General features: G+C 71.5%; 20 protein-coding genes. 15 read left to right on the top strand and 5 right to left on the bottom strand.

What is annotated here, in order from left to right; translation table 11 throughout:
* The first annotated feature begins 103 nt into the window (after positions 1-103).
* The 9 genes from ACQEV8_RS35255 to ACQEV8_RS35215 all read left to right on the top strand — a co-directional run bounded on the left by ACQEV8_RS35255 (position 104) and on the right by ACQEV8_RS35215 (position 11,708).
* On the top strand, positions 104-1,213 hold the full coding sequence (locus ACQEV8_RS35255) for an AI-2E family transporter (protein ID WP_432968643.1): 1,110 nt from the start codon (positions 104-106) through the stop codon (positions 1,211-1,213).
* Positions 1,214-1,316: 103 nt separating this feature from the next.
* Entirely contained in the window at positions 1,317-3,125 is a 1,809-nt protein-coding gene (locus ACQEV8_RS35250; RefSeq protein WP_432968640.1) for a methylmalonyl-CoA mutase family protein, read from the top strand.
* Complete coding sequence (gene scpA, locus ACQEV8_RS35245) at positions 3,125-5,299, top strand: methylmalonyl-CoA mutase (protein WP_432968637.1); 2,175 nt, start codon at positions 3,125-3,127, stop codon at positions 5,297-5,299. Before ACQEV8_RS35250 ends, scpA begins: the two co-directional genes overlap by 1 nt.
* A complete protein-coding gene (gene meaB / locus ACQEV8_RS35240; protein ID WP_432968634.1) occupies positions 5,296-6,288 on the top strand; it encodes a methylmalonyl Co-A mutase-associated GTPase MeaB in 993 nt (330 codons plus the stop codon). The genes scpA and meaB overlap by 4 nt, the downstream gene beginning before the upstream one ends.
* Before the next feature lie 107 nt (positions 6,289-6,395).
* On the top strand, positions 6,396-7,850 hold the full coding sequence (argG, locus tag ACQEV8_RS35235; RefSeq protein WP_432968631.1) for an argininosuccinate synthase: 1,455 nt from the start codon (positions 6,396-6,398) through the stop codon (positions 7,848-7,850).
* Positions 7,851-8,088: 238 nt separating this feature from the next.
* Complete coding sequence (locus ACQEV8_RS35230) at positions 8,089-8,478, top strand: DUF4333 domain-containing protein (protein WP_432968628.1); 390 nt, start codon at positions 8,089-8,091, stop codon at positions 8,476-8,478.
* A 39-nt stretch (positions 8,479-8,517) separates the two neighbouring features.
* The gene (locus ACQEV8_RS35225) at positions 8,518-9,201 is read left to right on the top strand and encodes an ABC transporter ATP-binding protein (protein WP_432968625.1); all 684 of its coding nucleotides are present in this window, start codon (positions 8,518-8,520) and stop codon (positions 9,199-9,201) included.
* A gap of 28 nt (positions 9,202-9,229) precedes the next feature.
* Complete coding sequence (locus ACQEV8_RS35220; protein ID WP_432968622.1) at positions 9,230-11,239, top strand: FtsX-like permease family protein; 2,010 nt, start codon at positions 9,230-9,232, stop codon at positions 11,237-11,239.
* Between the two features lie 145 nt (positions 11,240-11,384).
* Positions 11,385-11,708, top strand: a complete 324-nt coding sequence (locus ACQEV8_RS35215; protein ID WP_432968619.1) for a hypothetical protein — start codon at positions 11,385-11,387, stop codon at positions 11,706-11,708.
* A 106-nt stretch (positions 11,709-11,814) separates the two neighbouring features.
* Here ACQEV8_RS35215 and pntB read toward each other — a convergent pair whose 3' ends face one another.
* Positions 11,815-13,248, bottom strand: coding sequence for a Re/Si-specific NAD(P)(+) transhydrogenase subunit beta (gene pntB, locus ACQEV8_RS35210; protein ID WP_432968616.1), 1,434 nt, complete (start codon positions 13,246-13,248; stop codon positions 11,815-11,817).
* 6 nt (positions 13,249-13,254) lie between these two features.
* Positions 13,255-14,811, bottom strand: a complete 1,557-nt coding sequence (locus ACQEV8_RS35205; protein ID WP_432968613.1) for a Re/Si-specific NAD(P)(+) transhydrogenase subunit alpha — start codon at positions 14,809-14,811, stop codon at positions 13,255-13,257.
* Positions 14,812-15,114: 303 nt separating this feature from the next.
* Here ACQEV8_RS35205 and ACQEV8_RS35200 point away from each other — a divergent pair, with 303 nt between their 5' ends.
* Entirely contained in the window at positions 15,115-16,644 is a 1,530-nt protein-coding gene (locus ACQEV8_RS35200) for an MFS transporter (RefSeq protein WP_432973214.1), read from the top strand.
* A gap of 7 nt (positions 16,645-16,651) precedes the next feature.
* Here ACQEV8_RS35200 and ACQEV8_RS35195 read toward each other — a convergent pair whose 3' ends face one another.
* Positions 16,652-17,128: a VOC family protein gene (locus tag ACQEV8_RS35195; protein ID WP_432968610.1), complete on the bottom strand. Its 477-nt coding sequence runs from the start codon at positions 17,126-17,128 to the stop codon at positions 16,652-16,654.
* Positions 17,129-17,482: 354 nt separating this feature from the next.
* Here ACQEV8_RS35195 and ACQEV8_RS35190 point away from each other — a divergent pair, with 354 nt between their 5' ends.
* From ACQEV8_RS35190 to ACQEV8_RS35175, 4 genes are all read left to right on the top strand, one after another.
* Positions 17,483-19,003, top strand: coding sequence for a family 43 glycosylhydrolase (locus tag ACQEV8_RS35190; protein ID WP_432968607.1), 1,521 nt, complete (start codon positions 17,483-17,485; stop codon positions 19,001-19,003).
* Between the two features lie 19 nt (positions 19,004-19,022).
* Positions 19,023-20,471, top strand: a complete 1,449-nt coding sequence (locus tag ACQEV8_RS35185; RefSeq protein WP_432968604.1) for a family 43 glycosylhydrolase — start codon at positions 19,023-19,025, stop codon at positions 20,469-20,471.
* Positions 20,472-20,533: 62 nt separating this feature from the next.
* A complete protein-coding gene (locus tag ACQEV8_RS35180; RefSeq protein ID WP_432968601.1) occupies positions 20,534-21,460 on the top strand; it encodes a polysaccharide pyruvyl transferase family protein in 927 nt (308 codons plus the stop codon).
* Positions 21,461-21,571: 111 nt separating this feature from the next.
* A complete protein-coding gene (locus ACQEV8_RS35175; RefSeq protein ID WP_432968598.1) occupies positions 21,572-21,892 on the top strand; it encodes a DUF3040 domain-containing protein in 321 nt (106 codons plus the stop codon).
* A 38-nt stretch (positions 21,893-21,930) separates the two neighbouring features.
* Here the strand turns inward: ACQEV8_RS35175 and ACQEV8_RS35170 are convergent, their stop codons facing one another.
* The gene (locus ACQEV8_RS35170) at positions 21,931-22,518 is read right to left on the bottom strand and encodes a D-glycero-alpha-D-manno-heptose-1,7-bisphosphate 7-phosphatase (protein WP_432968595.1); all 588 of its coding nucleotides are present in this window, start codon (positions 22,516-22,518) and stop codon (positions 21,931-21,933) included.
* Positions 22,515-23,516, bottom strand: coding sequence for a glycosyltransferase family 2 protein (locus ACQEV8_RS35165; protein ID WP_432968592.1), 1,002 nt, complete (start codon positions 23,514-23,516; stop codon positions 22,515-22,517). Before ACQEV8_RS35165 ends, ACQEV8_RS35170 begins: the two co-directional genes overlap by 4 nt.
* A 119-nt stretch (positions 23,517-23,635) precedes the next feature.
* Here ACQEV8_RS35165 and ACQEV8_RS35160 point away from each other — a divergent pair, with 119 nt between their 5' ends.
* Entirely contained in the window at positions 23,636-24,424 is a 789-nt protein-coding gene (locus ACQEV8_RS35160; RefSeq protein ID WP_432968590.1) for a polysaccharide deacetylase family protein, read from the top strand.
* Positions 24,425-24,515: the final 91 nt, after the last annotated feature.

The raw sequence follows: 24,515 nt of genomic DNA, 5'->3' as shown, positions 1-24,515 counted from the left end.
GCCCCATGGTGACCCCACGACGCCGCAGCGACCGGTACCCGCCTTCGGGGGAATTCGGAGTCGGCTCCGCGGTCCGGCGGGCGGTGGGTGGTACGGGCATGAGATGGCCGCGTCTGTCGAACCGCCCGTCTCGCCGTCCGGACGTCCGGGCGGTGCGGAGCCGCGCGTGCCGGACTGGCTGCGGACCGCGGCCGCGTACGCCTGGCGGATCATCGCCGTCGGTATCGTCGTCCGCTTCGCCTTCTCCGTCCTGGGGCAGTTCCACCGGATCGCCGTCGCCGTCTTCCTCGGTCTCGTCATCGCCGCCGTGCTCCGCCCCGCTGCCGGGCTCCTGGCCCGGTTCATGCCCAGGCCGCTCGCGGTCGCCGTCGCGATCGTCGGCGGCATCGTCCTCGTCCTCGGGGCGCTGGCCCTGGTGGGTGAGACCGTGGCGGACCAGCGCCGCGGGCTGGAGCGGGAATTCGTGGCGGGGATCGACCGGATCGAGCGCCAGCTGGAGGAGCCGCCGTTCCGGCTTCCCGAGGACGCCTTCGCCGACCTCCAGTCCCGGATCGGCAAGCTTCTGTCGAGCCATCGCTCCACCCTCATCAGTACAGCGCTCAGCGGCGCGAGCCGGCTGCTGGAAGTGCTGACCGTGCTGGCTCTGGCCCTGTTCTGCGCGGTCTTCTTCACGCACTCCGGCGAGCGCCAGTGGCGGTGGCTGTGCGAGCAACTCCCCGACGGGGCACGGCGGCACGTCACGGTCGCGGGCCGGGCGGCCTGGCGGACCTTCACGGGCTACACGCACGGCATCCTGCTGGTGGCGGCGACCAACGCGGTCCTCGTGGGCATCGCCCTGTTCGCTCTCGGGGTGCCGCTCGCCATGCCGCTGGCCCTGCTGGAGTTCGTGGCCGCCTTCATCCCCTTGATCGGCTCGCCGATCGCCCTGGCGGTCGCGGCCGTCGTCGCGCTGGCGACGAAGGGGCCGCTCATCGCCCTGGTCGTGGTGGCCCTGATCGTGATCATCGGACAGATCGAGGGCCACCTCCTGCACCCCATCGTGATGAGCTGGGCCGTCCGGCTGCACCCGGTGGTGGTGGCCCTGGCGGTCGTCGGCGGAGCGGTGGCGGCGGGAGTGATCGGCGCCGTGGTGGCCGTACCGCTGGTGGCCGTGGTGTGGTCCGTGTACCAGGCGCTGCGCGGGTCCGGGGAGCAGGTCACGAAGCCGGCGTGAACGCCCGGCCGGGTCATGGAGACCGAGGCCACAGTCAGGGAGAGGGCAAGGTCACAGCCGTGCCCACTGCTGCTCTTTCGTTAACGTGGCCTAACATCCGAGCATGACGGTCCTGCCTGACGACGGGCTTGAGCTGGCCGGCGAGTTCCCTGATGTGCCCCATGAGCAGTGGCAGCGCCTAGTGGCGGGTGTGCTGCGCAAGTCGGGCAAGGACGTCGAGGGAGCCGAGGCCGAGGAAGCCCTGTCCACCGCCCTGGAGGACGGGTTGCGCACCCGGCCCCTCTACACCGCCCGTGACGCCGCGCCCGAGCCTGGTCTCCCCGGGTTCGCGCCCTTTGTGCGGGGCGGCCGTGCCGAGGGGAACACGGTCGGCGGCTGGGACGTACGGCAGCGGCACGCGGTGGCCGACAACGCCACGGTGCTCGCGGACCTGGAGAACGGTGTCACCTCCCTCTGGCTGACCGTGGGCGAGGACGGCGTTCCGGTGCCGTCCCTCGGCAAGGTCCTCGACGGCGTCTATCTCGACCTGGCACCCGTCGTCCTCGACGCGGGACGCGAGACCGAGCCCGCCGCACGGGAACTGCTGCGCCTGTACGAGGAGCGGAGCGTCGCCCGGGACGGGGCGCGCGGCAACCTGGGCGCGGACCCGCTCGGCCACGAGGCCCGTACCGGACAGAGCTACGGCATCGCGCCGGTGGCGGATCTCGCGCGGCTGTGCGCCGGAGAGTACCCGGGGCTGCGGGCCCTGACCGTGGACGCGCTGCCGTACCACGAGGCCGGCGGTTCGGCCGCCCAGGAGCTGGGCTGCTCGCTGGCCACGGCGGTGGCGTATCTCCGGGACCTGACCGAGGCGGGGCTGAGCGTCGAGCAGGCCTGCGCGCAAATGGAGTTCCGGTACGCGGCGACCGCCGACCAGTTCCTGACGATCGCCAAGCTGCGGGCCGCGCGCCGGCTCTGGGCGAGGGTCGCCGAGGCCTGCGGGGCCCCGCGCGCGGGGGCGCAGCTCCAGCATGTCGTCACCTCACCGGTGATGATGACGCGCCGCGACCCGTGGGTGAACATGCTGCGCACGACCATCGCGACGCTGGCCGCGGGGGCGGGCGGGGCCGACTCGGTCACCGTGCTGCCCTTCGACCACGCGCTCGGCCTGCCGGACGCGTTCGCCCGCCGTATCGCCCGCAACACCTCCACGATCCTCATCGAGGAGTCCCACCTGTCCCGGGTGATCGACCCGGCGGGCGGCTCCTGGTACGTGGAACGCCTCACCGACGAACTCGCCCAGGCGGGCTGGGAGTTCTTCCGGCGGATCGAACGACTCGGCGGCCAGGCGGCCGCCCTGCGCTCGGGCGACCTCGGCCGGGACCTCGCCGGCACCTGGGCGGCCCGCACCGGCAAGCTCGCCAAGCGGCGCGAACCCATCACCGGCGTCAGCGAGTTCCCCCACCTCGCCGAGAAGCCGGTCGTGCGCGAGCCGGCTCCCGCGCCGCGCTCCGGCGGGCTGCCGCGGGTGCGCCGCGACGAGGCGTACGAGGCGCTGCGCGCCCGCTCCGACGCCCACCTGGCGGCGACCGGCTCCCGGCCCCGGATCTTCCTGGCCGCGATCGGCCCGGCCGCGGCCCACACCGCACGCCTGACCTTCGCCTCGAACCTCTTCCAGGCGGGCGGCATCGAGCCCGTCGCGGAGGGCACCTTCGAGGAGAGCGGCGCGAGCGAGGCCGTGCTGTGCTCCAGTGACGCCCTGTACGAGGAGCGGGCCGAGGCGGTGGCCGGGCAGCTCAAGGCCGCGGGCGCCGCGCAGGTGTGCCTCGCCGGGCGCCCGGGGAACCACCCCGGTGTCGACTCGTACGTCTTCGCGGGCTGTGACGCCGTCGCCGTGCTGTCCGCCACCCTCGACCGCATGGGAGTGTCCTGATGGGAATCCCCGACTTCACCGGGATCGAACTGGGCACCCCGGCCGCCGACGGCGGGCCCGACGAGTGGCGTACGGCGGTCAAGAACGCGTCCGGCGGGGACGACCTGCTGTGGGAGACCCCGGAGGGCATCGCAGTCAAGCCGCTGTACACCGGCCGCGACTTGGAGGGCCTGGACTTCCTGGACACGCGCCCGGGGCAGGCGCCGTATCTGCGCGGCCCGTACCCGACGATGTACGTCAACCAGCCCTGGACGATCCGCCAGTACGCCGGTTTCTCCACGGCCCAGGAGTCGAACGCCTTCTACCGGCGCAACCTCGCGGCCGGGCAGAAGGGCCTGTCAGTTGCCTTCGATCTGCCCACGCACCGGGGGTACGACAGCGACCACCCGCGTGTGACCGGTGACGTCGGCATGGCGGGTGTGGCGATCGACTCGATCTACGACATGCGCCAGCTGTTCGACGGCATCCCGCTGGACAAGATGACCGTGTCGATGACGATGAACGGCGCCGTGCTGCCGGTGCTGGCGCTCTACATCGTGGCCGCCGAGGAACAGGGCGTACCGCCCGAGAAGCTGGCCGGGACCATCCAGAACGACATCCTCAAGGAGTTCATGGTCCGCAACACCTACATCTATCCGCCGAAGCCGTCGATGCGGATCATCTCCGACATCTTCGCCTTCACCTCGCAGCGGATGCCGCGCTACAACTCCATCTCCATCTCCGGCTACCACATCCAGGAGGCGGGCGCGACGGCCGACCTGGAGCTGGCGTACACGCTCGCGGACGGCGTGGAGTACATCAGGGCGGGCCGTGAAGCGGGCCTGGACGTGGACGCGTTCGCGCCCCGGCTGTCGTTCTTCTGGGCGATCGGCATGAACTTCTTCATGGAGGTCGCCAAGCTGCGCGCGGCGCGCCTGCTGTGGGCGAAGCTGGTGAAGCAGTTCGATCCGCAGAACGCCAAGTCCCTTTCCCTGCGCACCCATTCGCAGACCTCGGGCTGGTCGCTGACCGCGCAGGACGTGTTCAACAACGTCACCCGCACCTGCGTCGAGGCCATGGCGGCGACCCAGGGGCACACGCAGTCACTGCACACCAACGCCCTCGACGAGGCCCTCGCACTGCCCACCGACTTCTCGGCGCGCATCGCCCGCAACACGCAGTTGCTGCTCCAGCAGGAGTCCGGCACGACCCGGGTCATCGACCCGTGGGGCGGCAGCGCGTACGTGGAGAAGCTGACGTACGACCTCGCGCGTCGCGCCTGGCAGCACATCCAGGAGGTCGAGGCCGCGGGCGGCATGGCCAAGGCCATCGACGCGGGCATTCCCAAGCTGCGCATCGAGGAGGCCGCGGCCCGCACCCAGGCCCGGATCGACTCCGGTCGCCAGCCGGTCATCGGCGTCAACAAGTACCGGGTCGACAGCGACGAGCAGATCGAGGTGCTCAAGGTCGACAACTCCTCGGTGCGGGCCCAGCAGGTCGAGAAGCTGCGGCGGCTGCGCGAGGAGCGGGACGAGAGCGCCTGCCGGGACGCGCTGGACGCGCTGACCCGTGCCGCGGGAGGCGAGGGCAACCTGCTGGAGCTGGCGGTGAACGCGGCCCGTGCCAAGGCCACCGTGGGGGAGATCTCCGACGCCCTGGAGAAGGTGTACGGGCGGCACGCGAGCCAGATCCGTACCATCACCGGCGTGTACCGCAACGAAGCCGGAGAGTCGCCGTCCGTGGACCGCACCCGCACCCTCGTGTCCGACTTCGAGGAGGCCGAGGGCCGCCGTCCGCGCATCCTGGTCGCCAAGATGGGCCAGGACGGCCACGACCGCGGCCAGAAGGTGATCGCGACCGCGTTCGCCGACCTCGGCTTCGACGTGGACGTCGGCCCGCTGTTCCAGACCCCCGCCGAGGTGGCCCGGCAGGCCGTCGAGGCCGATGTGCACATCGTCGGGGTCTCGTCACTGGCGGCCGGTCACCTCACCCTCGTGCCGGCGCTGCGCGAGGCGCTCGCCGAGGAGGGACGCGAGGACATCATGATCGTGGTCGGCGGGGTGATCCCGCCGCAGGACGTGCCCACGCTGCTGGAGATGGGCGCGGCGGCCGTCTTCCCGCCGGGGACGGTGATCCCGGACGCGGCGTACGACCTGGTGAAGGGGCTGGCTACCGACCTCGGGCACGAGCTGTGATCGATGTCGACGCCTATGTGAAGGGCGTACTCGACGGGAAGCGGGCGATCGTCGCCCGCGCCATCACACTCGTCGAGTCGACCCGGCCCCAGCACCGGGCGCTGGCCCAGGAGCTGCTGACCGAGCTGCTGCCGCACAGCGGGCGGGCCCGGCGGATCGGCGTCAGCGGGGTGCCGGGCGTGGGCAAGTCGACGTTCATCGACGCGTTCGGCACGCAGCTGACCTCGCTCGGGCACCGGGTGGCGGTGCTGGCCGTCGACCCGTCCTCCACCCGCACGGGCGGCTCGATCCTCGGCGACAAGACCCGGATGGAACGCCTGGCCGTGGACCCGGCGGCGTTCGTCCGCCCCTCCCCCACCGCGGGCACGCTGGGCGGGGTCGCCAAGGCCACCCGCGAGTCGATCGTGGTGATGGAGGCGGCCGGCTACGACGTGATCCTGGTGGAGACGGTCGGCGTCGGCCAGTCCGAGACCGCGGTCGCGAACATGGTCGACTCCTTCCTGCTCCTCACCCTCGCCCGCACCGGCGATCAGCTCCAGGGCATCAAGAAGGGCGTCCTGGAGCTGGCCGATGTGATCGCCGTCAACAAGGCGGACGGCCCGCACGAGCGCGACGCCCGGACCGCCGCGCGTGAGCTGGCGGGCGCGCTGCGCCTGATGCACGGCAAGGACGCGGCCTGGACACCGCCCGTGCTGAGCTGCAGCGCCCGCGAATCGGCCGGTCTGGACACCGTGTGGGAGCGCCTGGAGCAGCACCGCACCCTGCTGGACTCGACCGGCCGCCTCACCGCCAAGCGCCGTGACCAGCAGGTCGACTGGACCTGGACCATGGTCCGCGACGAGCTCCTCGGGCGCCTGAAGGCCGACCCGGCGGTACGGGCACTGGCGCCCGCCCTCGAACAGCGGGTCAGGGACGGCGAGCTGACGCCGACCTTGGCCGCCGAGCGGATTCTCGGGGCGCTCGGGGGCTCCGAGCAGGACGTTCTCTGAGCTGATTCCTGGCTGATTCCGGCCGGAGCGGGGCGATCCTTGGACCCCCCGGCCGGAATCCATGCACCCCACTTGCATGATTATGCGTGATGATACATACTCTTCCTATGTCCAAGGTCCTCACCTCCCTGCCCGCCGGCGAGCGCGTCGGCATCGCCTTCTCGGGCGGTCTCGACACGTCCGTCGCGGTCGCGTGGATGCGCGACAAGGGTGCCGTCCCGTGCACCTACACCGCCGACATCGGCCAGTACGACGAGCCCGACATCGCGTCGGTGCCCGGCCGCGCCAAGACCTACGGTGCCGAGATCGCGCGTCTGGTCGACTGCCGTGCCGCGCTGGTCGAGGAGGGCCTGGCCGCGCTGACCTGCGGCGCGTTCCACATCCGCTCGGGCGGGCGGGCGTACTTCAACACCACGCCGCTCGGCCGTGCCGTCACCGGCACGCTCCTGGTTCGGGCCATGCTCGAGGACAACGTCCAGATCTGGGGCGACGGCTCGACCTTCAAGGGCAACGACATCGAGCGGTTCTACCGCTACGGCCTGCTCGCCAACCCGCACCTCAGGATCTACAAGCCCTGGCTGGACGCGAACTTCGTGACCGAGCTCGGCGGCCGCAAGGAGATGTCGGAGTGGCTGCTCGCCCACGGGCTGCCCTACCGGGACTCGACGGAGAAGGCGTACTCCACCGACGCCAACATCTGGGGCGCCACCCACGAGGCCAAGACCCTGGAGCACCTGGACACCGGCGTCGAGACCGTCGAGCCCATCATGGGCGTCCGGTTCTGGGACCCCGAGGTCGAGATCGCCACCGAGGACGTGACGATCGGCTTCGACCAGGGCCGCCCGGTGACGATCAACGGCAAGGAGTTCGCCTCCCCCGTCGACCTGGTCATGGAGGCCAACGCCATCGGCGGCCGGCACGGCCTGGGCATGTCGGACCAGATCGAGAACCGGATCATCGAGGCCAAGAGCCGCGGCATCTACGAGGCGCCCGGCATGGCCCTGCTGTACACCGCCTACGAGCGGCTGGTCAACGCGATCCACAACGAGGACACCCTCGCCCAGTACCACGCCGAGGGACGGCGGCTCGGCCGGCTGATGTACGAGGGCCGCTGGCTGGACCCGCAGGCGCTGATGATCCGCGAGTCGCTGCAGCGCTGGGTGGGCGCGGCCGTCACCGGCGAGGTGACGCTGCGGCTGCGGCGCGGTGAGGACTACTCGATCCTCGACACGACCGGCCCGGCGTTCAGCTACCACCCGGACAAGCTGTCCATGGAGCGCACCGAGGACTCGGCGTTCGGCCCGGTGGACCGGATCGGCCAGCTCACCATGCGCAACCTCGACATCGCCGACTCGCGTGCCAAGCTGGAGCAGTACGCCGGCATCGGCCTGATCGGCACCGGCAGCCCCACGATCGGCGCCTCGCAGGCGGCCGCGACCGGCCTCATCGGCACCATGCCGGAGCTGCCCGAGGGCGGCGCCGAGGCCATCGCCTCCCGCGGCGAGGTCTCCGAGGAGGACGCGTGGCTGGACCGCGCGGCGATGGAGTCCGGCACGGACTGACCAGCCCGGCAGCACCGGAGGGCCGGCTCGACACCGTTGGTGTCGAGCCGGCTCTTCTCATGTACGCCCTCTTCTTTCATTACGCCCTTTTCGTTCTCGCCGATCGGCCGAACGGCCGAGGGCGTCTGCCGCCGTGCTCCTGGGGATCTGGCCGAACGGCCGAGGCGCGTGCCCGCACCCCCCAACGAGAGTGGAGCCACTTCCTCTACTGGACCCTGACCCGAACCAGGAGTACGAGATGCAGCGCGGTTTCCTCGTCGGTGCCGTCGGTGGTGTGGCCGCCGTGGCCGCCGTGGGCGGTCTCATCACCTGGCAGCTGGCCTCGAAGGACGTTCAGCACACCACGATCGACACCGTCCCCCGCACGTTCTACGTGAAGGTGGACGGCCGCCCGGCGGTGGAGCGGACCATCCTCGAGGCCCGTATCGACGGCTGGTACCACCCGCTGCCGTGGGTCGGCAAGGACGTCCACGACGTGTCCTGCCCGGTCCATCTGAAGGCGGTCGCCGGTGCGACCGAGACGTGCACGGCACGGGCCGACGGCGCGCGGGTCTCGATTCCCGTGCGCGTGATCAAGGTGGAGGGAGATCCCGCGACACCGCGGGTCACCTGGAAGTTCGAGCGCTGAACCGTTTCGCTGACACCCCACCCGGGAGCACATCGCGTCATGAGCACCGTCCTGGCCGGTCACGGCCTCATCAAGAAGTACGGCCCCACCACCGCACTGGCCGGCGTGGACGTCGAGGTCGCCGAGCGCGACTCGCTGGCCATCATGGGCCCGTCCGGCTCGGGCAAGTCCACCCTCCTGCACACCCTGGCCGGGATCATCAGGCCCGACGAGGGTCAGGTCCTCCTGCGTGGCGAGCGCTTCGACACCTTCGGCGAGAACAGGCTGAGCGCGCTGCGCCGGAAGCGTTTCGGGTTCGTCTTCCAGTTCGGCCAGTTGCTGCCGGAGCTGCCCGCCGAGGAGAACGTCGCCCTGCCGCTGATGCTGGAGGGCGTCCCACGCCGGCAGGCCGTCTCCCGCGCCCGCCGCTGGTTCGCGCCGCTCGGCCTGGACGGCCTGGAGAAGCGCCGCCCCGGACAGCTCTCCGGCGGCCAGGCCCAGCGCGTCGCCATCGCCCGCGCACTGGTGAGCGAACCGGACGTCGTCTTCGCCGACGAACCCACCGGCGCCCTGGACCAGAACACCAGCGAGGGGGTCGTGCGGCTCCTCACCTCCGTCACCCGCGAGCAGGGCGCCGCCCTCGTCATGGTCACCCATGACGCCGACGTCGCCGCCCACTGCGCCCGGATCCTCCAGGTCCGCGACGGCCGGATCAGCGGCCATCACCAGTACACGGTCGCCTGACCCCGAGCGCACGCCACCGGAGACCTCGATGCCTTCCCCTGTCCTGCCCCTGACCTGGCACCTCGCCCGCTCTTCCGGCCGCCGCGGCCTGCAGAGCCAGGTGCTCGCCGCCTCGGCCGCCGCCGTCGGCGCCTTCGTGCTGCTGGTGATGATCGCCGCCTGCCTCGGCTCCGGCACCCGTGCCGACCGCACCGCCTGGCGCGTCCCCGAGGCGGCTCCCGCCCGGTCGGCGACCGCCGTCCAGGCCATGACTACGACCTACGTACGCCACCGGCCGGTCACCGTCGTCAGCCTCGCCCAGCTCCCGGACCGGGGCCCCACCCCCGCGCCGCCGGGTCTGCGGGCGTTCCCGAAGAAGGGCGAGATGTACGTCTCCCCCGCCCTGGCCGAGCTGATCCGCGAACTGCCCGCGCGGCAGCTCGCCGACCGTTTCCCGAAACCGGCGTCGTACGGCGCGATCGGCGCCGCCGGACTCGCCTCCCCGGACGAACTGCTCGCCGTCGTCGGACGCGCACCCGGCGACCAGGCTGTCTCCAAGTCGGCGGAGGGCGGCGGCTGGTACGACGACGGGCAGACGGCCCGCGCCCGGATCACCGGGTTCACCGGATCCCAGCCGAGCCTGTTCACCGGTGCCGACCGGCAGACGGCGCTGCTCGGCGCGGTACTGCTGGTGGTGCCCGTGGTAGTACTGGCCGCCGCGGCCGGACGGCTCGGGGCGGCCCGGCGCGAACAGCGGCTCGCCGCGCTGCGGCTGGCCGGGGCCACCCCGCGCCAGATCCTCGCGATGACCGCCGCCGAGGCGGCGGCCGTGGGCGCCGCCGGTGCCCTCGCGGGCGCCCTCGCGTACACGGCGCTGCTGCCCGCGCTCGCCGGGGTCCCCTACGGTGTCGGCACCTGGTACACCGGCGATCTGTGGGTCGGTCTGCCGTGGCTCGTGGCGGTGGTCCTGGGGGTCACCGTCCTCCTCACGGTCAGCGCGGTGACGATGCTGCGCCAGGTGGCCACCTCACCCCTCGGCGTGGCCCAGCAGGCCAACCCGCGCCGCACCCGCATGATCCGGCTCGTCCTGTTCGCCGCGGCTCTGGTCTACATCGTGCAGAGCACAGGCGGCCACCTCACGAACAGCCGGATGATCGTGCTGCTGGCTCTCTTCTACGGGGCGTTCTGGCTGTTCGGTCCGTGGGTCGTGGACCGGCTGGGGCGGATCGCGGGCCGCTTCGCCCGCCGCCCGGCCACGCTGCTGGCCGCCCGCCGGCTCAGCGACGACCCGCGCGGCGCCTGGCGCACCGTCAGCGGTCTGGTCCTGGCGGGCTTCGTCGCCGGGTTCTTCTCCGTGAGTCAGCTGGACATCGGCTTCCCCGAGCACCCCGACCAGGTCGCGGTGCTGAGCGACGGCGGCGCCGACGCCCGGCACACGGCGGCCGAGGCCCGTGCGCTGCTGGACCGGGCGGGCGTCGAGGCGACCGTCAGCACGGTGGACGACGGCGGCTTCGACACCGTGCTGCTCGGTAACACCGGCGTGGTCGCGAGGGTCTCGGGCGGGCCCGAGCGGATCGACGCGGCCGTCACCGCCCTGACACCCGCCGGGCAGGGTCGCTTTCCGGTCTCGCAGGACTATGTGTCCGCCCCGGACGAGACCATCACCGACCGCGTCTCCACGGTCAGCACCGCCACACTGCTCCTGAGCTTCCTCGTCGCGACGGCCTCCGCGGGACTGACCGCCGCCGCCGGTGTCCTGGACCGGCGCCGCGTCTACGGACTGCTGCGACTGTCCGGCACCTCGCTGAGGGTGCTGGACAGGGCCCGGGTCCGTGAGACGGTCCTGCCCCTGGTCGTCCTGGCCGGAGGCACCACCGCGATGGGCGTCTTCGGCGGCTACCAGCTCAACAAGACGGCCGGGGGCACCGTCAACAGCTCCGGCGCGCTGCAGCTCGCCCTCTGCGTGACCGTCGGCGCGCTGGCGATGCTCGCCGCGATCGGGGGCAGCAGGCCACTGCTGCGCAGGGTGACGGCGAACCCGGTGCAGACGGCGGACTGACGCGGCGAGAAGCCACGGCCTGCCTGGGGCGTGACTTCCACACGCCCCACCTGTGCCCCCCGCGCCACCCCGGCAGTGGCCTTCACCTCCACACCCCCGTGTCAGCCTGTGACCGATCGGTCACACAGCGACAGGAGGAAGTCTCATGAGCATCAAGCACGCCGGCGTGACGACCACAGCCCTACTCACGCTGCTGGGAACTCTGTTCTCCGCGACGGCGACCGCCGCGGCGCCGCCCCAGGGGGACTTCACGGCCACAGGCGTGAAGATTCACAGCGGCTACAGCACCACATCCTCCGTGCGGGGGCACGGCAACCCCGGCGACGGCTACACGCAGCTGGGCGGGCAGGCCAACGTGGAGAGCGTGCCGTGCCCGGACGGCTCGGTGAAGGACCACTGGACGTACGTCCACAACAACCGGACCAGGGTCGAGGGCTATGTCTCCGACTGCTTCATCAGGGAGCACTGACCCTGACGGGCGGGGGCGCCGGGCACGCCCTCGGGCGCCCTGGCACGCGTCGGGGACACCGTCCCCGCTCTCAGCGGCAACGGTGTCCCCGACGACTGAGCACGGCTCAGCGCGACGTGCCGGCCATCTCCGGGACCGGCGCGTCGAGGGCGTCCAGGCCGCGCAGGATGTCCTCCACCCGCTGCTTGGCGTCTCCGAAGAGCATCTGCGTGTTCTCCCGGAAGAACAGCGGGTTCTGCACACCGGCGTACCCGGCGGCCATGGACCGCTTGAAGACGACCACGTTGGCCGCCTCCCAGACGTGCAGCACCGGCATTCCGGCGATGGGGCTGGCCGGGTTGTCGGTGGCGGCCGGGTTGACGGTGTCGTTGGCGCCGATGACCAGGACGACCGAGGTGGCGGCGAAGTCGTCGTTGATCTCGTCCATCTCGAGGACGACGTCGTAGGGCACGTTGGCCTCGGCGAGCAGCACGTTCATGTGCCCGGGCAGCCGGCCGGCGACCGGGTGGATGCCGAAGCGCACCTCGACGCCCCGCTCGCGCAGCTTGCGCGCCAGCTCGGCGACCGGGTACTGGGCCTGGGCGACCGCCATGCCGTAGCCCGGGGTGATGATCACCGAGGTGGCGTCGCGGAGCAGCTCCGCGGTCTCCTCGGCGTTGATCTCCCGGTGTTCGCCCTGCTCGCCGTCGTCGGCGGCCGCCGCCGGGGTGCCGAAGCCGCCCGCGATCACCGAGATGAAGGAGCGGTTCATCGCCTTGCACATGATGTACGACAGGTAGGCACCGGAGGAGCCGACCAGCGCGCCGGTGACGATCAGCAGGTTGTTGGCGAGCAGGAAGCCCGAGGCCGCCGCGGCCCAGCCGGAGTAGCTGTTGAGCATGGAGACGACCACCGGCATGTCACCGCCGCCGATGGAGGCGACCAGGTGCGCCCCGAGGGCGAGCGCGACCACGGTGACGGCGATGAGCAGGCCGATGTTCGGCCGGGCCACGAACGCGACGGTGAGCGCGACGAAGGCGACCAGGGCACCCACGTTGAGGATGTGCTTGCCGGGCAGCGTCAGCGGGTTCGACTTGATCCGCGCGGACAGCTTCAGATACGCGACGACCGAACCGGTGAAGGTGACGGCGCCGATGAACACCCCGATGAACACCTCGGCGTGATGGATGCCGAGCAGCGAACCGCTGAGCCCGGGATCGACGTCGAGGTAGCCGTTCCAGCCGACGAACGTGGCGGCGAGGCCGACGAGGCTGTGCATGATGGCGATCAGCTCCGGCATGCCGGTCATCTCGACGACCCGGGCGCGCCACAGTCCGATGCCCGCGCCGACGGCCGTGGCGACGGCGATCAGCACGAGGCCGGTGGCGGTGATGCTCCGGGAGGCCAGGCCGACGGTGGCGGCCAGGGCGATGACCATGCCCGCGATGCCCCAGACGACTCCCGAGCGGGAGGTCCGGTGCTGCGAGAGGCCGGCCAGGCTGAGGATGAACAGCAGCGCGGCGACGACGTAGGCGGCCTCTGCGGCCGTGACTGTGGTCATCCGTGATCAGCCCTTCGAGAACATGCCGAGCATGCGGCGCGTGACGGCGAATCCGCCGAAGATGTTGATGCTCGCCAGCAGGATCGCGGCGAACGACAGCACGGTGACAGCCGTGTGCCCCTGCCCGATCTGCAGCAGCGCGCCGACCACGACGATCCCGGAGATGGCGTTGGTGACCGACATCAGTGGGGTGTGCAGCGCGTGGTGCACATGGCCGATGACGTAGAAACCGATGACGATCGCCAGGACGAACACCGTGAAGTGGCCGATGAGTTCACTCGGCGAGAAGGCGGTCACCAGGAAGAGGGCCAGCGCTCCGGCACCGACGAGGGCGTAGGGCGCCCACGCCGGCCGGGCGGGCTTCGCCGGGGTTTCCGAGGGCACGGCCACGGGTTCCGGGGCCCCTGCCGGGGCGGGCGCGGCGGACACCTGGACCGGCGGCGGGGGCCAGGTCTTCTCGCCCTCGCGGACCACGGTCATCGACCGCTGCACCACGTCGTCGAAGTCGAGGACGAGTTGACCGTCCTTGCCGGGAGTCAGCAGCTTCATCAGGTTGACGATGTTGGTGCCGTACAGCTGCGAGGCCTGGGCGGGGAGCCTGCCGGGCAGGTCGGTGTAGCCGATGATCGTCACGTCGTTGTCGGTGACGACGGCCTTGCCCGCGACCGTGCCCTCGACGTTGCCGCCCTGGGCCGCGGCCATGTCGACGATGACGCTGCCGGGCTTCATGCGCGCGACGTCCTCGGCGGTGACGAGCCGGGGCGCCGGGCGGCCCGGGATGAGCGCGGTGGTGATGATGATGTCGACGTCGGCGGCCTGCTCGGCGTACAGCCGCGCGGCGAGCTGGTTGTAGTCGTCGGAGGTGGCCTTGGCGTAGCCGTCGGTGCTCACCTCCTGCTCGGCACTGACCGACAGGAACTCGCCGCCCAGCGAGCGGACCTGCTCGGCGACCTCGGGCCGGGGGTCGGTGGCGCGGACCACGGCGCCGAGGCTGCGGGCCGCACCGACCGCCGCGAGTCCGGCCACACCGGCTCCGGCCACCAGCACCTTGGCGGGCGGCACCTTGCCGGCGGCGGTCACCTGGCCGGTGAAGAAGCGTCCGAAGGCGTGCGCGGCCTCGACCACGGCCCGGTATCCGGCGATGTTCGCCATCGAGCTGAGCACGTCCAGGGACTGGGCGCGCGAGATGCGCGGCACGGCGTCCATGGCGAGCACCGTGATCGGCCGCCGCGTCAGCTCCTCGACCAGCTCGGGGTTGAGCGCGGGACTGATGAGCGCGATCAGGGTCGCCCCGTCGCGCAGCCGGCCGATCTCCTCGCTCGAAGGGCCGTTGACCTTCAGTACGATCTCCGCCGACCACGGGTCGCCGAGGCGGGCTCCCGCCTCCTCGTAGGCCGTGTCGGAGAAGCGGGACGAGGCTCCCGCTCCCGGTTCGACCACCACGTCGTATCCGAGCGCGACAAGTCTCCCCACGGTGGCCGGCGTCGCCGCCACCCTGGTCTCGCCCGCAGTGGACTCGGCGGGTACGCCGATCCGCTGGGGTTCCGGTTCCGCTGGGACCATCGTGTGCCTCTCATGTCGTTCGAGTGCCGTTCCTCCTTGGTGCCCGCATCCTGCACGTTCGACGCGGCAACTGTGGCGGACCGTGGTCACATGGCCGAGGAGGTCGTCCTCACACCGCCCAGGGGTTGCCGTGGGACGCGTTAGGGGGTATCGGTGTGGCGCGCGGGACCGAAGTGGTCTTGTGATGCGACATGAAAGGGCCGGGCGCAGACTGAGTGCGTGAGCAGCACGCGCCCGGGGCGTGGCGAGACCTCGACCCCCACCCGATCGGCGCCGCAGCAGCAGACTGTGGCACTGGCGGCCATGATGTTCGCCGTCGCCATGACCTTCATCGACCAGACCATCGTGTCGATCGCTGCTCCGGACATCGTCCGCGAGCTGAACCTGTCGTCCTCCGGCATGCAGTGGGTGGTGAACGCCTACCTGCTGGCCCTCGCGGCGTTCTTCGCCCTCGGCGGGCGCCTCGCGGACCTCTACGGACCACGCCGGGTCGTGGTGATCGGCACTTTGGTGTTCGTCGTGTCGTCGGTACTGTGCGGCTGTGTCCCCGAGGGCAGCGCGGCGCAGACCTGGCTGATCGTGTTCCGCGCCACCCAGGGGTTCGGGGCGGCACTGCTCTTCCCGGCGGCTCTGGCCGTGGTGGTGGCGGTGTTCCCGGTCGAGAGACGCGGCCGCGCCCTCGCCCTGTTCTTCGGCGTCTCCGGCGCGCTGACCGCGCTCGGCCCGCTGCTGGGCGGCTGGCTCACGAACTGGACCTGGCGCGCCGTCTTCTGGGTCAACGTCCCCGTGGCGATCGTGGCGCTGGCCCTCACCGCGCTGGCGCACATCTCCGACCGGCGGCGGTCGGGCACCCTGGACGTCCGTGGCGCCGCCCTGATCGCGGTCGGCATGGGGCTGAGCGTCCTCGGCTTCCAGCAGGCCTGGTCCTGGGGCTGGGACAGCTGGGCGACCTGGCTCTGCATCGCGGGCGGCCTCGCGGTCCTCTACGGCTTCGTCCGGTTCGAGCGCGACGTGGAGCATCCGCTGATCGACCTGCGGGTCTTCCGTGACAGGGCGTTCGCCATGGACGCGGCGGTGCTGTTCTTCTCGATGCTCGCCTTCGTGCCGTTGTTCTTCTTCACCTCGGTCTACGCCCAGGTGTCCCTGAGCGCCTCGCCGAACCAGGCGGCCCTGTTCCTGCTGTACTTCTTCGTGGGCTTCGCGATCGCCTCGCAGTGGGGCGGCCGGATCCTCGACAAGAAGGGCGCGCGCCCGGCCCTGAAGCTGGGCACGGTGGTGGGCTGCGTCGGGTTCGCCCTGTGGGCGAACAAGCTCACCGACCTGTCCATGCACGACCAGTGGCCGTACGCGGCCCTCGCCGGGGCCGGCATCGGCTTCATCCTCGCCCCTGCCTCCACGGACGCCGTCAACCGGTCCATCGGCGCCTCGTACGGCGAGGTCACCGGCATCACCCAGACCGTGCGCAACTACGCGGCGAGCGTGGGCCTGGCCGTCTACGGCACGATCCTGACGCACGTCACGACCGACAAGGTGGTGCAGACCCTGCAGTCCCGGGGCATGTCCACGGACGACGCGAACACCGTGGCCCGCGACATCACCGAGTCGATCACGGGCAGCGGCGACTCCCAGCCTCCCTCCGGCACGGGCCCCGCCGCCGAGGCCACCCGGGACGCGATGGGCGCCATCCGCATGGACTTCGCCGAGGCGAACCAGTGGGTGTTCTACGGCATGGCCATCGCCCTGGGCATCGGCTACCTGTGCGCCCTGCGCCACCCGGGCGGGCGGCCGGCCTCGAACGCGGCGGTGGAGGAACCGGTCCGGCAGACCCCCTGAGAGATCGTCAGGTGAAGAGGTCGGTCGTACGCGCCTGGATCTCCTCGGGCGTCAGCTCCTCGATCGGCTGGGAGATCATCCAGAGGTGGCCGAACGGGTCGGCGAGACGGCCGCCGCGCTGCCCGTAGTGCTGGTCGGCGACGGGGTACACCACCGTCGCGCCGCCCCGCAGCATGGCCTCGGCGACGGCGTCGGCGTCGGACACGTCGAGCGCCATGATCACCGGGGTGCCGCCGAGTGAGGTCGGTGCGGGGTCGCCGTCGTCGGCGTCCTTGACGGCGATCACCGCGTCACCGAGACGCAGCATGGCGTGCACGATCTTCCCCTGGGGGTCGGTGTACCGCTCGATCTCCTCGGCGCCGAGCGCGGTCCGGTAGAAGTCGATCGCCCGGGGGCCGTCGGAGACCACGAGCCGGGCGTAGAGCCGGGTGACGGTGGTGGCGTCGGGTGGGGCTTCGTGTGAGGTGCCGGGTGTGTTCGTCATGCCTTCACGATCGCGGGTCCGGGAGGGCCGTGGATTGTAGAAACGGCCGTCCGGGCGAGGCCGTCACCCGCCGAGCGGAACGTGGTTGCGCTCCAGTGGCGAGCGCGGTGCGTACGCGGTCGGGGTGATCCCCGCGAGCGAGCGGAACTCATGGATCAGATGCCTGGTCGTGGTAGCCGCAGTCCGCGAGGTTGAGGCGGTGCTGTGGCTCACCGTTTCAAGCAGCTCTCCTACGAACCTGGACCGAGCCGTTGACGGAGGTACGGGCCCCCCTTATCTTCTGACCGGATTCATGGCCGGATTCACGAACTGCGTTCGACATCACGGACAGAAGAACCGACAGAGGCGGCTCGTATGCTCCGGATCTCCCCTGCGGCCACGCGCCGCAGCCCCCTGCTCGTCTGCGTGCTCGCCCTGCTCCTCGCCCTCGTGGCGGCGACCGGCCCGCAGGCGGCCGCGGCGGAGCCGGCCGCGGCCGAGGGGCGGCCCTACACCAACCCGCTCAAGTCGGCCAAGGGCGCCGACCCCTGGCTGACGTATCACGACGGCGACTACTACCTGATCACCACGACGTTCACCGGCATCCTCGCGATGCGGAAGTCGCCGACCCTGGCCGGACTCGCCACCGCGCCGAGCGTCCAGGTGTGGTCGGACACCACCGCGACCCGCGACACCAACATCTGGGCGCCGGAGATCCACTTCCTGAACGGCCGCTGGTACCTGTACTACTCCGCCGGACGGAGCGGTGTGGCCTGCTGCGACTCGCAGCGCACCCACGTCCTGGAGAGCGCCGGTTCCGACCCGATGGGCCCGTACACCTACAAGGGGTCGCTGACCGGCTCGAACCTCACGCCGGGCGGCTGGCTGATCGACGCGAGCGTGCTCCAGGCGAACGGCCGGCTGTACCTCGTCGGCAGCGGCTTCGTGAACGGCGGTACGCAGAGCCTCGTCATCGCGCCGATGAGCAATCCGTACACCCTCGCGAGCAGCACCTTCACCGTCATCTCCAGCCCGACGCTGAGCTGGGAGCGGTCGGGCTCCCCCGTCAACGAGGCGCCCGAGCCGCTCTACCGGAACGGCCGCACCTTCCTGACGTACAGCGCGAGTTCGTGCCGGACGGCCGACTACAAGCTGGGGCTGCTGGAGCTCACCGGCACCGACCCGCTCGCCCCGGCGTCCTGGACCAAGAAGCAGACCCCGGTCCTCCAGCGCGATGACGCGGCCGGTGTGTACGGCCCCGGGCACAACGGGTTCTTCACCTCGCCCGACGGCACCGAGAACTGGATCGTCTACCACGCCAACTCCTCGGCGAACGGCGGCTGCGGCAACGCCCGCACCACCCGCGCCCAGAAGTTCACCTGGAACGCCGACGGCACCCCCGACTTCGGCGCACCGGTCGCCCTCGGCGCCGCGCGCCCCGGCCCGTCCGGCGAATCGGCGGCGACCCCGACGTCGTACACCCTCGTCAACCGCAACAGCGGCAAGTGCCTGGATGTCGCGGGCGGCAGCAGCGCGGACGGCACCAACGTCTTCCAGTGGAGCTGCACCGGCGGCGACAATCAGAAGTGGAAGGTCGAGGACCTGGGTGACGACACCAGCCGGCTGGTCAGCGCGGCCACCGGCAAGGTGCTGGACACCGCGGAGTGCTCCGCCGCCGACGGCGCCGACATCCGGCAGTGGTCCTGGCTGAACAACAAGTGCCAGCGCTACCGCCTCGTCTTCACCGCGAGCGGCGACCACGTCCGAATCGTCAACGAGGCCACCGGCAAGGTCGCCGACGTGGCCGGCTGCTCCACCTCGAACGGCGCCGACGTACGGCAGTGGACGTGGCTGAACAACGACTGCCAGCAGTGGCGCCTCGTCCCCACGATCTGACGTGAACCGGAGAACTCCCTTGAGACGCACTGCCGTTCGCCTGGCGGTGGCGATACTGCTCGCCCTCGCGGCCTGCCTCGTCGCACCGGGCTCCCCCGCCCAGGCCGCCGTCCCCGGCTCCCCCGCCGTGACCTACACCAACCCGATCGCGGAGAAGCGGGCCGACCCGCACATCTTCAAACACACCGACGGCTACTACTACTTCACCGCGACCGTCCCCGAGTACGACCGCATCGTGCTGCGCCGGGCGACCACCGTCCAGGGGCTGAAGTCGGCCCCCGAGACGACCATCTGGACCAAGCACGCCAGTGGTGTGATGGGGGCCCACATCTGGGCGCCGGAGATCCACTTCATCGACGGCAAGTGGTACGTGTACTTCGCGGCGGGCGCCACCAACGACGTGTGGGCGATCCGGATGTACGTCCTGGAGGGCACGGGCGCCAACCCGCTCACCGCGGCCTGGACCGAGAAGGGGCAGATCAGGACCCAGTGGGAGAGCTTCTCCTTGGACGCCACCACCTTCGTCGTGAACGGCGTGCGCTACCTGGCCTGGGCACAGCGCGACCCGTCCGTGAACAACAACACCGACGTCTACCTGGCGAGGATGGCCAACCCCTGGACGATCACCGGCACTCCGGTGATGCTGTCGCGGCCCACCTACTCCTGGGAGACCGTCGGCTACAAGGTCAACGAGGGTCCGGCGGTCATCCAGCGCGGCGGCAAGGTGTTCATGACGTACTCCGCCAGCGCCACCGACAGCAACTACTGCCTGGGCATGCTCACCGCCTCCGCGGGCGCGAACCTGCTCAGCCAGGCGTCCTGGAGCAAGAGCCCCACGCCGGTGTTCGCGAGCAGCGCCGCGACCAGTCAGTACGGCCCGGGCCACAACTCGTTCACCGTCTCCGAGGACGGCAAGAGTGACGTCCTCGTCTACCACGACCGAAGCTACAAGGACATCAGCGGCGACCCGCTGAACGACCCCAACCGCCGCACCCGCGTGCAGAAGGTGTACTGGAAGGCCGACGGCACGCCGGACTTCGGCATCCCGGTGGCCGACGGGGTCACGCCGCAGCGCTTCTCCTCGTACAACTTCCCCGACCGGTTCGTGCGCCACTACGACTACCGGGCCCGTATCGAGGCGAACGTCGGAAAGCTCGCCGATTCGCAGTTCCGCGTGGTCCCCGGCCTGTCCGGCAGCGGCACGGTCTCCCTGGAGTCGGCCAACTTCCCCGGCCACTACCTGCGGCACAGGAACTTCGAGGTGTGGCTGGAGAGGAACGACGGCAGCGCGGCGTTCGCCTCCGACGCCACCTTCCACCGGCGCGCCGGGCTCGCCGACCCGGCGGGGGTGTCGTACGAGTCGTACAACTACCCGGGGCGATACGTCCGCCACTGGGAGTACCTGCTGAACGTGCAGACGGTGAGCACGGCGACCGACCGGGCGGACGCCACCTTCCACTCCCAGTGACGACAGGTCGAATGCGCGTAATGCCCTGATTGTCTTCGTGGTGGGCGGGGCACTCAGGGCATGTGCACACACAAGACGGCAAGCGACCGCGCAGAGTTCTGCTGACGGGGTGGTTCAGCTTCCGGGACCGGGAGGCGACCGCCGGGGACGTCCTGGCCCTGCGCCGGGTGGAGGACGTGCTGCGGGGGACGGGCATCCCCTACGACGTCGCCTGGAGTCCGGGCTTCCGTCCGGAGGCCCTGCATCTGGAGCAGCTGTGGCCCGAGGACTACACCCACCTGGTGTTCGTGTGCGGCCCCTTGCACGGGCCGCAGGTCGAGGAGCTGCACCGGCGATTCGCGCACTGTGTGCGGATCGCTGTGGGCACCTCGGTGATCGACCCCGGCAGCACGGCCGTGACCGGCTTCCACCGGGTGCTGCCGCGGGACGCTCCCGACCGCGAGCCGGTGGAGGATCTGGCGGCCCGCGCCCCGGACGTGCCCGCCCGGCCCGTCGTCGGGGTGATCCTCGCGCACGGGCAGCACGAGTACGGGCGGCTGCGGCGGCACGGGCAGGTGGCCGAGGAGGTGACGCGGTGGCTGGCCGGGAAGGACTGCGGCAGGCTGGAACTGGAGACGCGGCTCGACGCGCACGACTGGCATCTGAGTGCGACGCCGGCGCAGCTCCAGTCCGTGCTGGCCCGGATGGACCTCGTCGTCACCGACCGGCTGCACGGGCTGGTCATCGCGCTGCGGGTCGGCACGCCGGTGCTGGCCGTCGACCCGGTCGCGGGCGGCTCCAAGCTGACCGCGCAGGCCCGCGCCTGCGGCTGGCCCGCGCTGGTGGCCGCCGAGCGACTGGACGTGCGGCAGTTGGACCGCTGGTGGGACTGGTGCCTGACCGGCGGCCGGGTGACCGCACGGCAGATCCGCGACGGTTTCCGCGAGGGCGCCGTGCCGGACAGCGCGGACCGGCTCGTCGAGGCGCTGGCACGGCCGGTCGCCGGTTAGCTCCCTGACCTCACGGGGCATCCGCATCTACGTTCCCCGCTGTTTTCCCCGCTTCCCCCGCCGCACGTCCCCCGGGAGGAGAGACGGTCCGGCCGACCGGAAGGAGAAAGCGTGTCCATCGGCCGACTTCCCGATCACGAGCAGCGCATCCTCGACGAGATGGAACGCGCCCTGCGCCGCGACCGCCGCCTCGACCGCCGGCTGCGCACCCTGCGGGTGCGCCGTCGCCCCGATCCCGCCCGTGTCCTGGCCCGTCTGGCCGCCTACCGTCCTCGCGTCTGGACCGTGGTGGTCCTGTTCGCGGTCTCGGCCGGCCTGCTGGTGGCCGGGATCGTCACCTCCGAGCCGGGGGTGATCTGGGCGTTCGCCGCGATATGCCCGCTGACGCTGTACGCGACGTTCCGGCTGATGTGCCGGTGGTGCGGGACCTGAGCGCCCGTCCCGCCGGGACGCTCTGACCGGGATCGGCCCTAACCGGGATCGGCCGTGAAGGCCTCCCGGATGGGGCGTTCGTCGGCGAGGACGCGGCCCTGGGGCGGTCCGTCCAGGAGCGCGCGGGCGGCGGTCAGGAGGTCCGGGGCGACGTGGTCGGCGCGCGTGGTCTCCTCGGGACGGGTCCGTCCGGTCGGGACGAGGATGCCGTGGCAGCCCGCCCGGTGTGCGGCCTCCGCGTCGGCGCCGGTGTCCCCGATGACGACGAGGTCGGCGGGCCGGGTGCAGATCCGCCCGGCGGCCCACAGCACCATGCCGGGCCGGGGCATACGGCAGTGGCAGCCGTCGTCCGGGCCGTGCGGGCAGACGGCGAACACATCGAAGGGGCCGAGGAGTTCGTCGACGCGCTGATCGACGCGGCGTACGTCGGCGTCGGTGAGCAGCCCGCGCGCGACGCCGGGCTGGTGGGTGACGACGCCGGTGCGGATGCCGCGCCGGCGCAGCAGGGCGAGCGCCTCGCGGGCTCCTTCGACGGGGCGCACCCGGTCGGGACCGGCGTCGTCGGGGACGTCCTCGACGAGCGTGCCTTCGCGAACCAGCAACACGGCCTTCACCGGACGCCTCACGAGGTCACCTCGTCCCGCCAGGCGGCGGCGTGGCGGTGGCGCCAGGCGCCGGTCAGCCGGTGCCAGGTCGCGGCCGGCGGGATGAGCACGCTGGTCGCCACCATGGTCGTCACTTCGTGGCGGGTGCGCGGGCCGCGCGCGATACGGGCCCGGGCGAACTCCGCCGTGCCGGCCGCCCAGCCGAGCGCACAGGCCGTCGCGGCCCGTCCGTGCCCGGCGGCGGCGAGTGCGCACGCGGCGACACCCGCGGTCGTGATCGCCGCGTGGGTGCGGATCCGGCCGCGCGGCGCGACGGCCTTGTCCCACCAGTCGGGCCCGTGCAGTTGCCGCATGAGGGCGTCGTCGGCGTTGCCGCGCTGCTGGCGCACCGACTCCCAGCGGGAGGCGGGGTGCACGGGGTGCCGCGTGGTGCGGCGGCCCTGCCGGATGCGCCAGCCCGAGTCGAGCACGCGCAGCGCGAGGTCGGCGTCCTCACGGAAGGCACGCTCGAAGCGTTCGTCGAAGCCGCCGACCTGTTTGAGGGCCTCCGTGCGGTACGCCATGTCCGAGGTGATCCAGTGGGCGCGGGCGAGTCCCGCCGTGCCGCGTTCCCAGTCGGTGGGGCGGCGTTCGCCGGGCAGCGGGACGGCGATGACGCCCTGCACGCCCGCGATGTCGGGCGACGCCCCGGCGAGGTCCTCGGCCAGCTGATCGCACCAGTGGGGCCCGACCTGGACGTCGTCGTCGAGGAACACGGTCCACTGCGCCGTCACGGCGCGCAGCCCGGTGTTGCGGGCGGCGGCGGGCCCACGACCGCCGCCGCCCAGCACTGTGGTGCGCCCCCGCAGATCGCCGAGGACGCTCAGCGGATGCTCCAGCTGCCCGGGGCCCGGGTCGGTCCGGTCGTCGACGAGGACGATCTCACCGGGGCGCGGTCCGGTCGCGGCGGCGAGCGCCGCGAGACAGTCGGCGAGGCTGTCCCGGACGACGGTCGGGATCACGACGGCGTACGAGGTCATGCGGCGGTCCTCCCTGCGACGATCGCCCGCCTTAGGTGCTGGCGAGTGCCGCGGTGCGGCCGTCTCAAACGCCACAGGGACTATACGTCGCGCGTATACACGCTATGTATAGTCCCGGCATGCCTTCTCTGACCAAGAAGATGAAGAAAACGGGGATCGCGTTCCGAACGGCCGGAACGCTCGCGGCGACAGCCGCCCTGACACTGGCCCTCAGCGGCTGCACCGGACCCGACACCACAGCCCCCAGCGCCGTCCGCGCCCAGGCCGCGACGGACATCCAGGCGGCCCGCTACGGCGCCGTCGACTGCCGTGAGGCGAAGTGCATCGCGCTCACCTTCGACGCGGGGCCGAGCGAGCACTCCGCGCGTCTGCTGGACCTCCTGAAGGAGAGACAGGTCCCGGCGACCTTCTTCCTCCTCGGGGAGCGGCACATCGAGAAGTACCCGGAGCTGGTGCGGCGCATGGCCGACGAGGGCCATGAGGTGGCCAGCCACACCTGGGACCACAAGATCCTGACCCGGCTGAGACCCGAGGAGATACGCGAGGAGCTGGAACGCCCCAACCAGGAGATAGAACGCCTCACCGGACGGCGCCCGACCCTGATGCGCCCTCCCCAGGGCCGCACCGACGACACCGTGCACGAGATCTGCCGTGAGCTGGGCCTCGCCGAGGTGCTGTGGAGCGTGACAGCCAAGGACTACAAGACCACCGACTCGGACCTGATCACCCGCCGCGTCCTCGCCCAGGCGTCCCGGGACGGGATCATCCTGCTGCACGACATCTACGACGGCACCGTGCCGGCCGTCCCGGGCATCATCGACGCGCTCAAAGAACGCGGGTACGTGTTCGTGACGGTGCCTCAGCTGCTGGCACCGGGGAAGGCGGAGCCCGGGAAGGTGTACCGGTAGGGCGGCACAGACCCTCGGACGGCTCTGGGCCGAGTGGGTGAGCCGTCCCCGAGCGGGCCGCCGGGTGGCGTGGGTTCCCTACGATCGGGAT

Source organism: Streptomyces sp. CA-179760 (genome assembly GCF_050937045.1).
Classification (GTDB): domain Bacteria; phylum Actinomycetota; class Actinomycetes; order Streptomycetales; family Streptomycetaceae; genus Streptomyces.
This window is presented reverse-complemented; position numbering and strand designations above follow the sequence as displayed.

What these genes read in the sequence shown, in the direction of transcription:
- ACQEV8_RS35225 (WP_432968625.1), top strand. Translation starts at nt 8,518, where the DNA reads ATGAGCACCGTCCTGGCCGGTCACGGCCTCATCAAGAAGTACGGCCCC.
- ACQEV8_RS35250 (WP_432968640.1), top strand. Translation starts at nt 1,317, where the DNA reads ATGACGGTCCTGCCTGACGACGGGCTTGAGCTGGCCGGCGAGTTCCCT.
- ACQEV8_RS35165 (WP_432968592.1), bottom strand. Translation starts at nt 23,516, where the DNA reads ATGACCTCGTACGCCGTCGTGATCCCGACCGTCGTCCGGGACAGCCTC.
- ACQEV8_RS35220 (WP_432968622.1), top strand. Translation starts at nt 9,230, where the DNA reads ATGCCTTCCCCTGTCCTGCCCCTGACCTGGCACCTCGCCCGCTCTTCC.
- ACQEV8_RS35190 (WP_432968607.1), top strand. Translation starts at nt 17,483, where the DNA reads ATGCTCCGGATCTCCCCTGCGGCCACGCGCCGCAGCCCCCTGCTCGTC.
- ACQEV8_RS35200 (WP_432973214.1), top strand. Translation starts at nt 15,115, where the DNA reads ATGATGTTCGCCGTCGCCATGACCTTCATCGACCAGACCATCGTGTCG.
- ACQEV8_RS35160 (WP_432968590.1), top strand. Translation starts at nt 23,636, where the DNA reads ATGCCTTCTCTGACCAAGAAGATGAAGAAAACGGGGATCGCGTTCCGA.
- scpA (WP_432968637.1), top strand. Translation starts at nt 3,125, where the DNA reads ATGGGAATCCCCGACTTCACCGGGATCGAACTGGGCACCCCGGCCGCC.
- ACQEV8_RS35195 (WP_432968610.1), bottom strand. Translation starts at nt 17,128, where the DNA reads ATGACGAACACACCCGGCACCTCACACGAAGCCCCACCCGACGCCACC.
- ACQEV8_RS35255 (WP_432968643.1), top strand. Translation starts at nt 104, where the DNA reads ATGGCCGCGTCTGTCGAACCGCCCGTCTCGCCGTCCGGACGTCCGGGC.
- argG (WP_432968631.1), top strand. Translation starts at nt 6,396, where the DNA reads ATGTCCAAGGTCCTCACCTCCCTGCCCGCCGGCGAGCGCGTCGGCATC.
- ACQEV8_RS35215 (WP_432968619.1), top strand. Translation starts at nt 11,385, where the DNA reads ATGAGCATCAAGCACGCCGGCGTGACGACCACAGCCCTACTCACGCTG.
- pntB (WP_432968616.1), bottom strand. Translation starts at nt 13,248, where the DNA reads ATGACCACAGTCACGGCCGCAGAGGCCGCCTACGTCGTCGCCGCGCTG.
- ACQEV8_RS35230 (WP_432968628.1), top strand. Translation starts at nt 8,089, where the DNA reads ATGCAGCGCGGTTTCCTCGTCGGTGCCGTCGGTGGTGTGGCCGCCGTG.
- ACQEV8_RS35205 (WP_432968613.1), bottom strand. Translation starts at nt 14,811, where the DNA reads ATGGTCCCAGCGGAACCGGAACCCCAGCGGATCGGCGTACCCGCCGAG.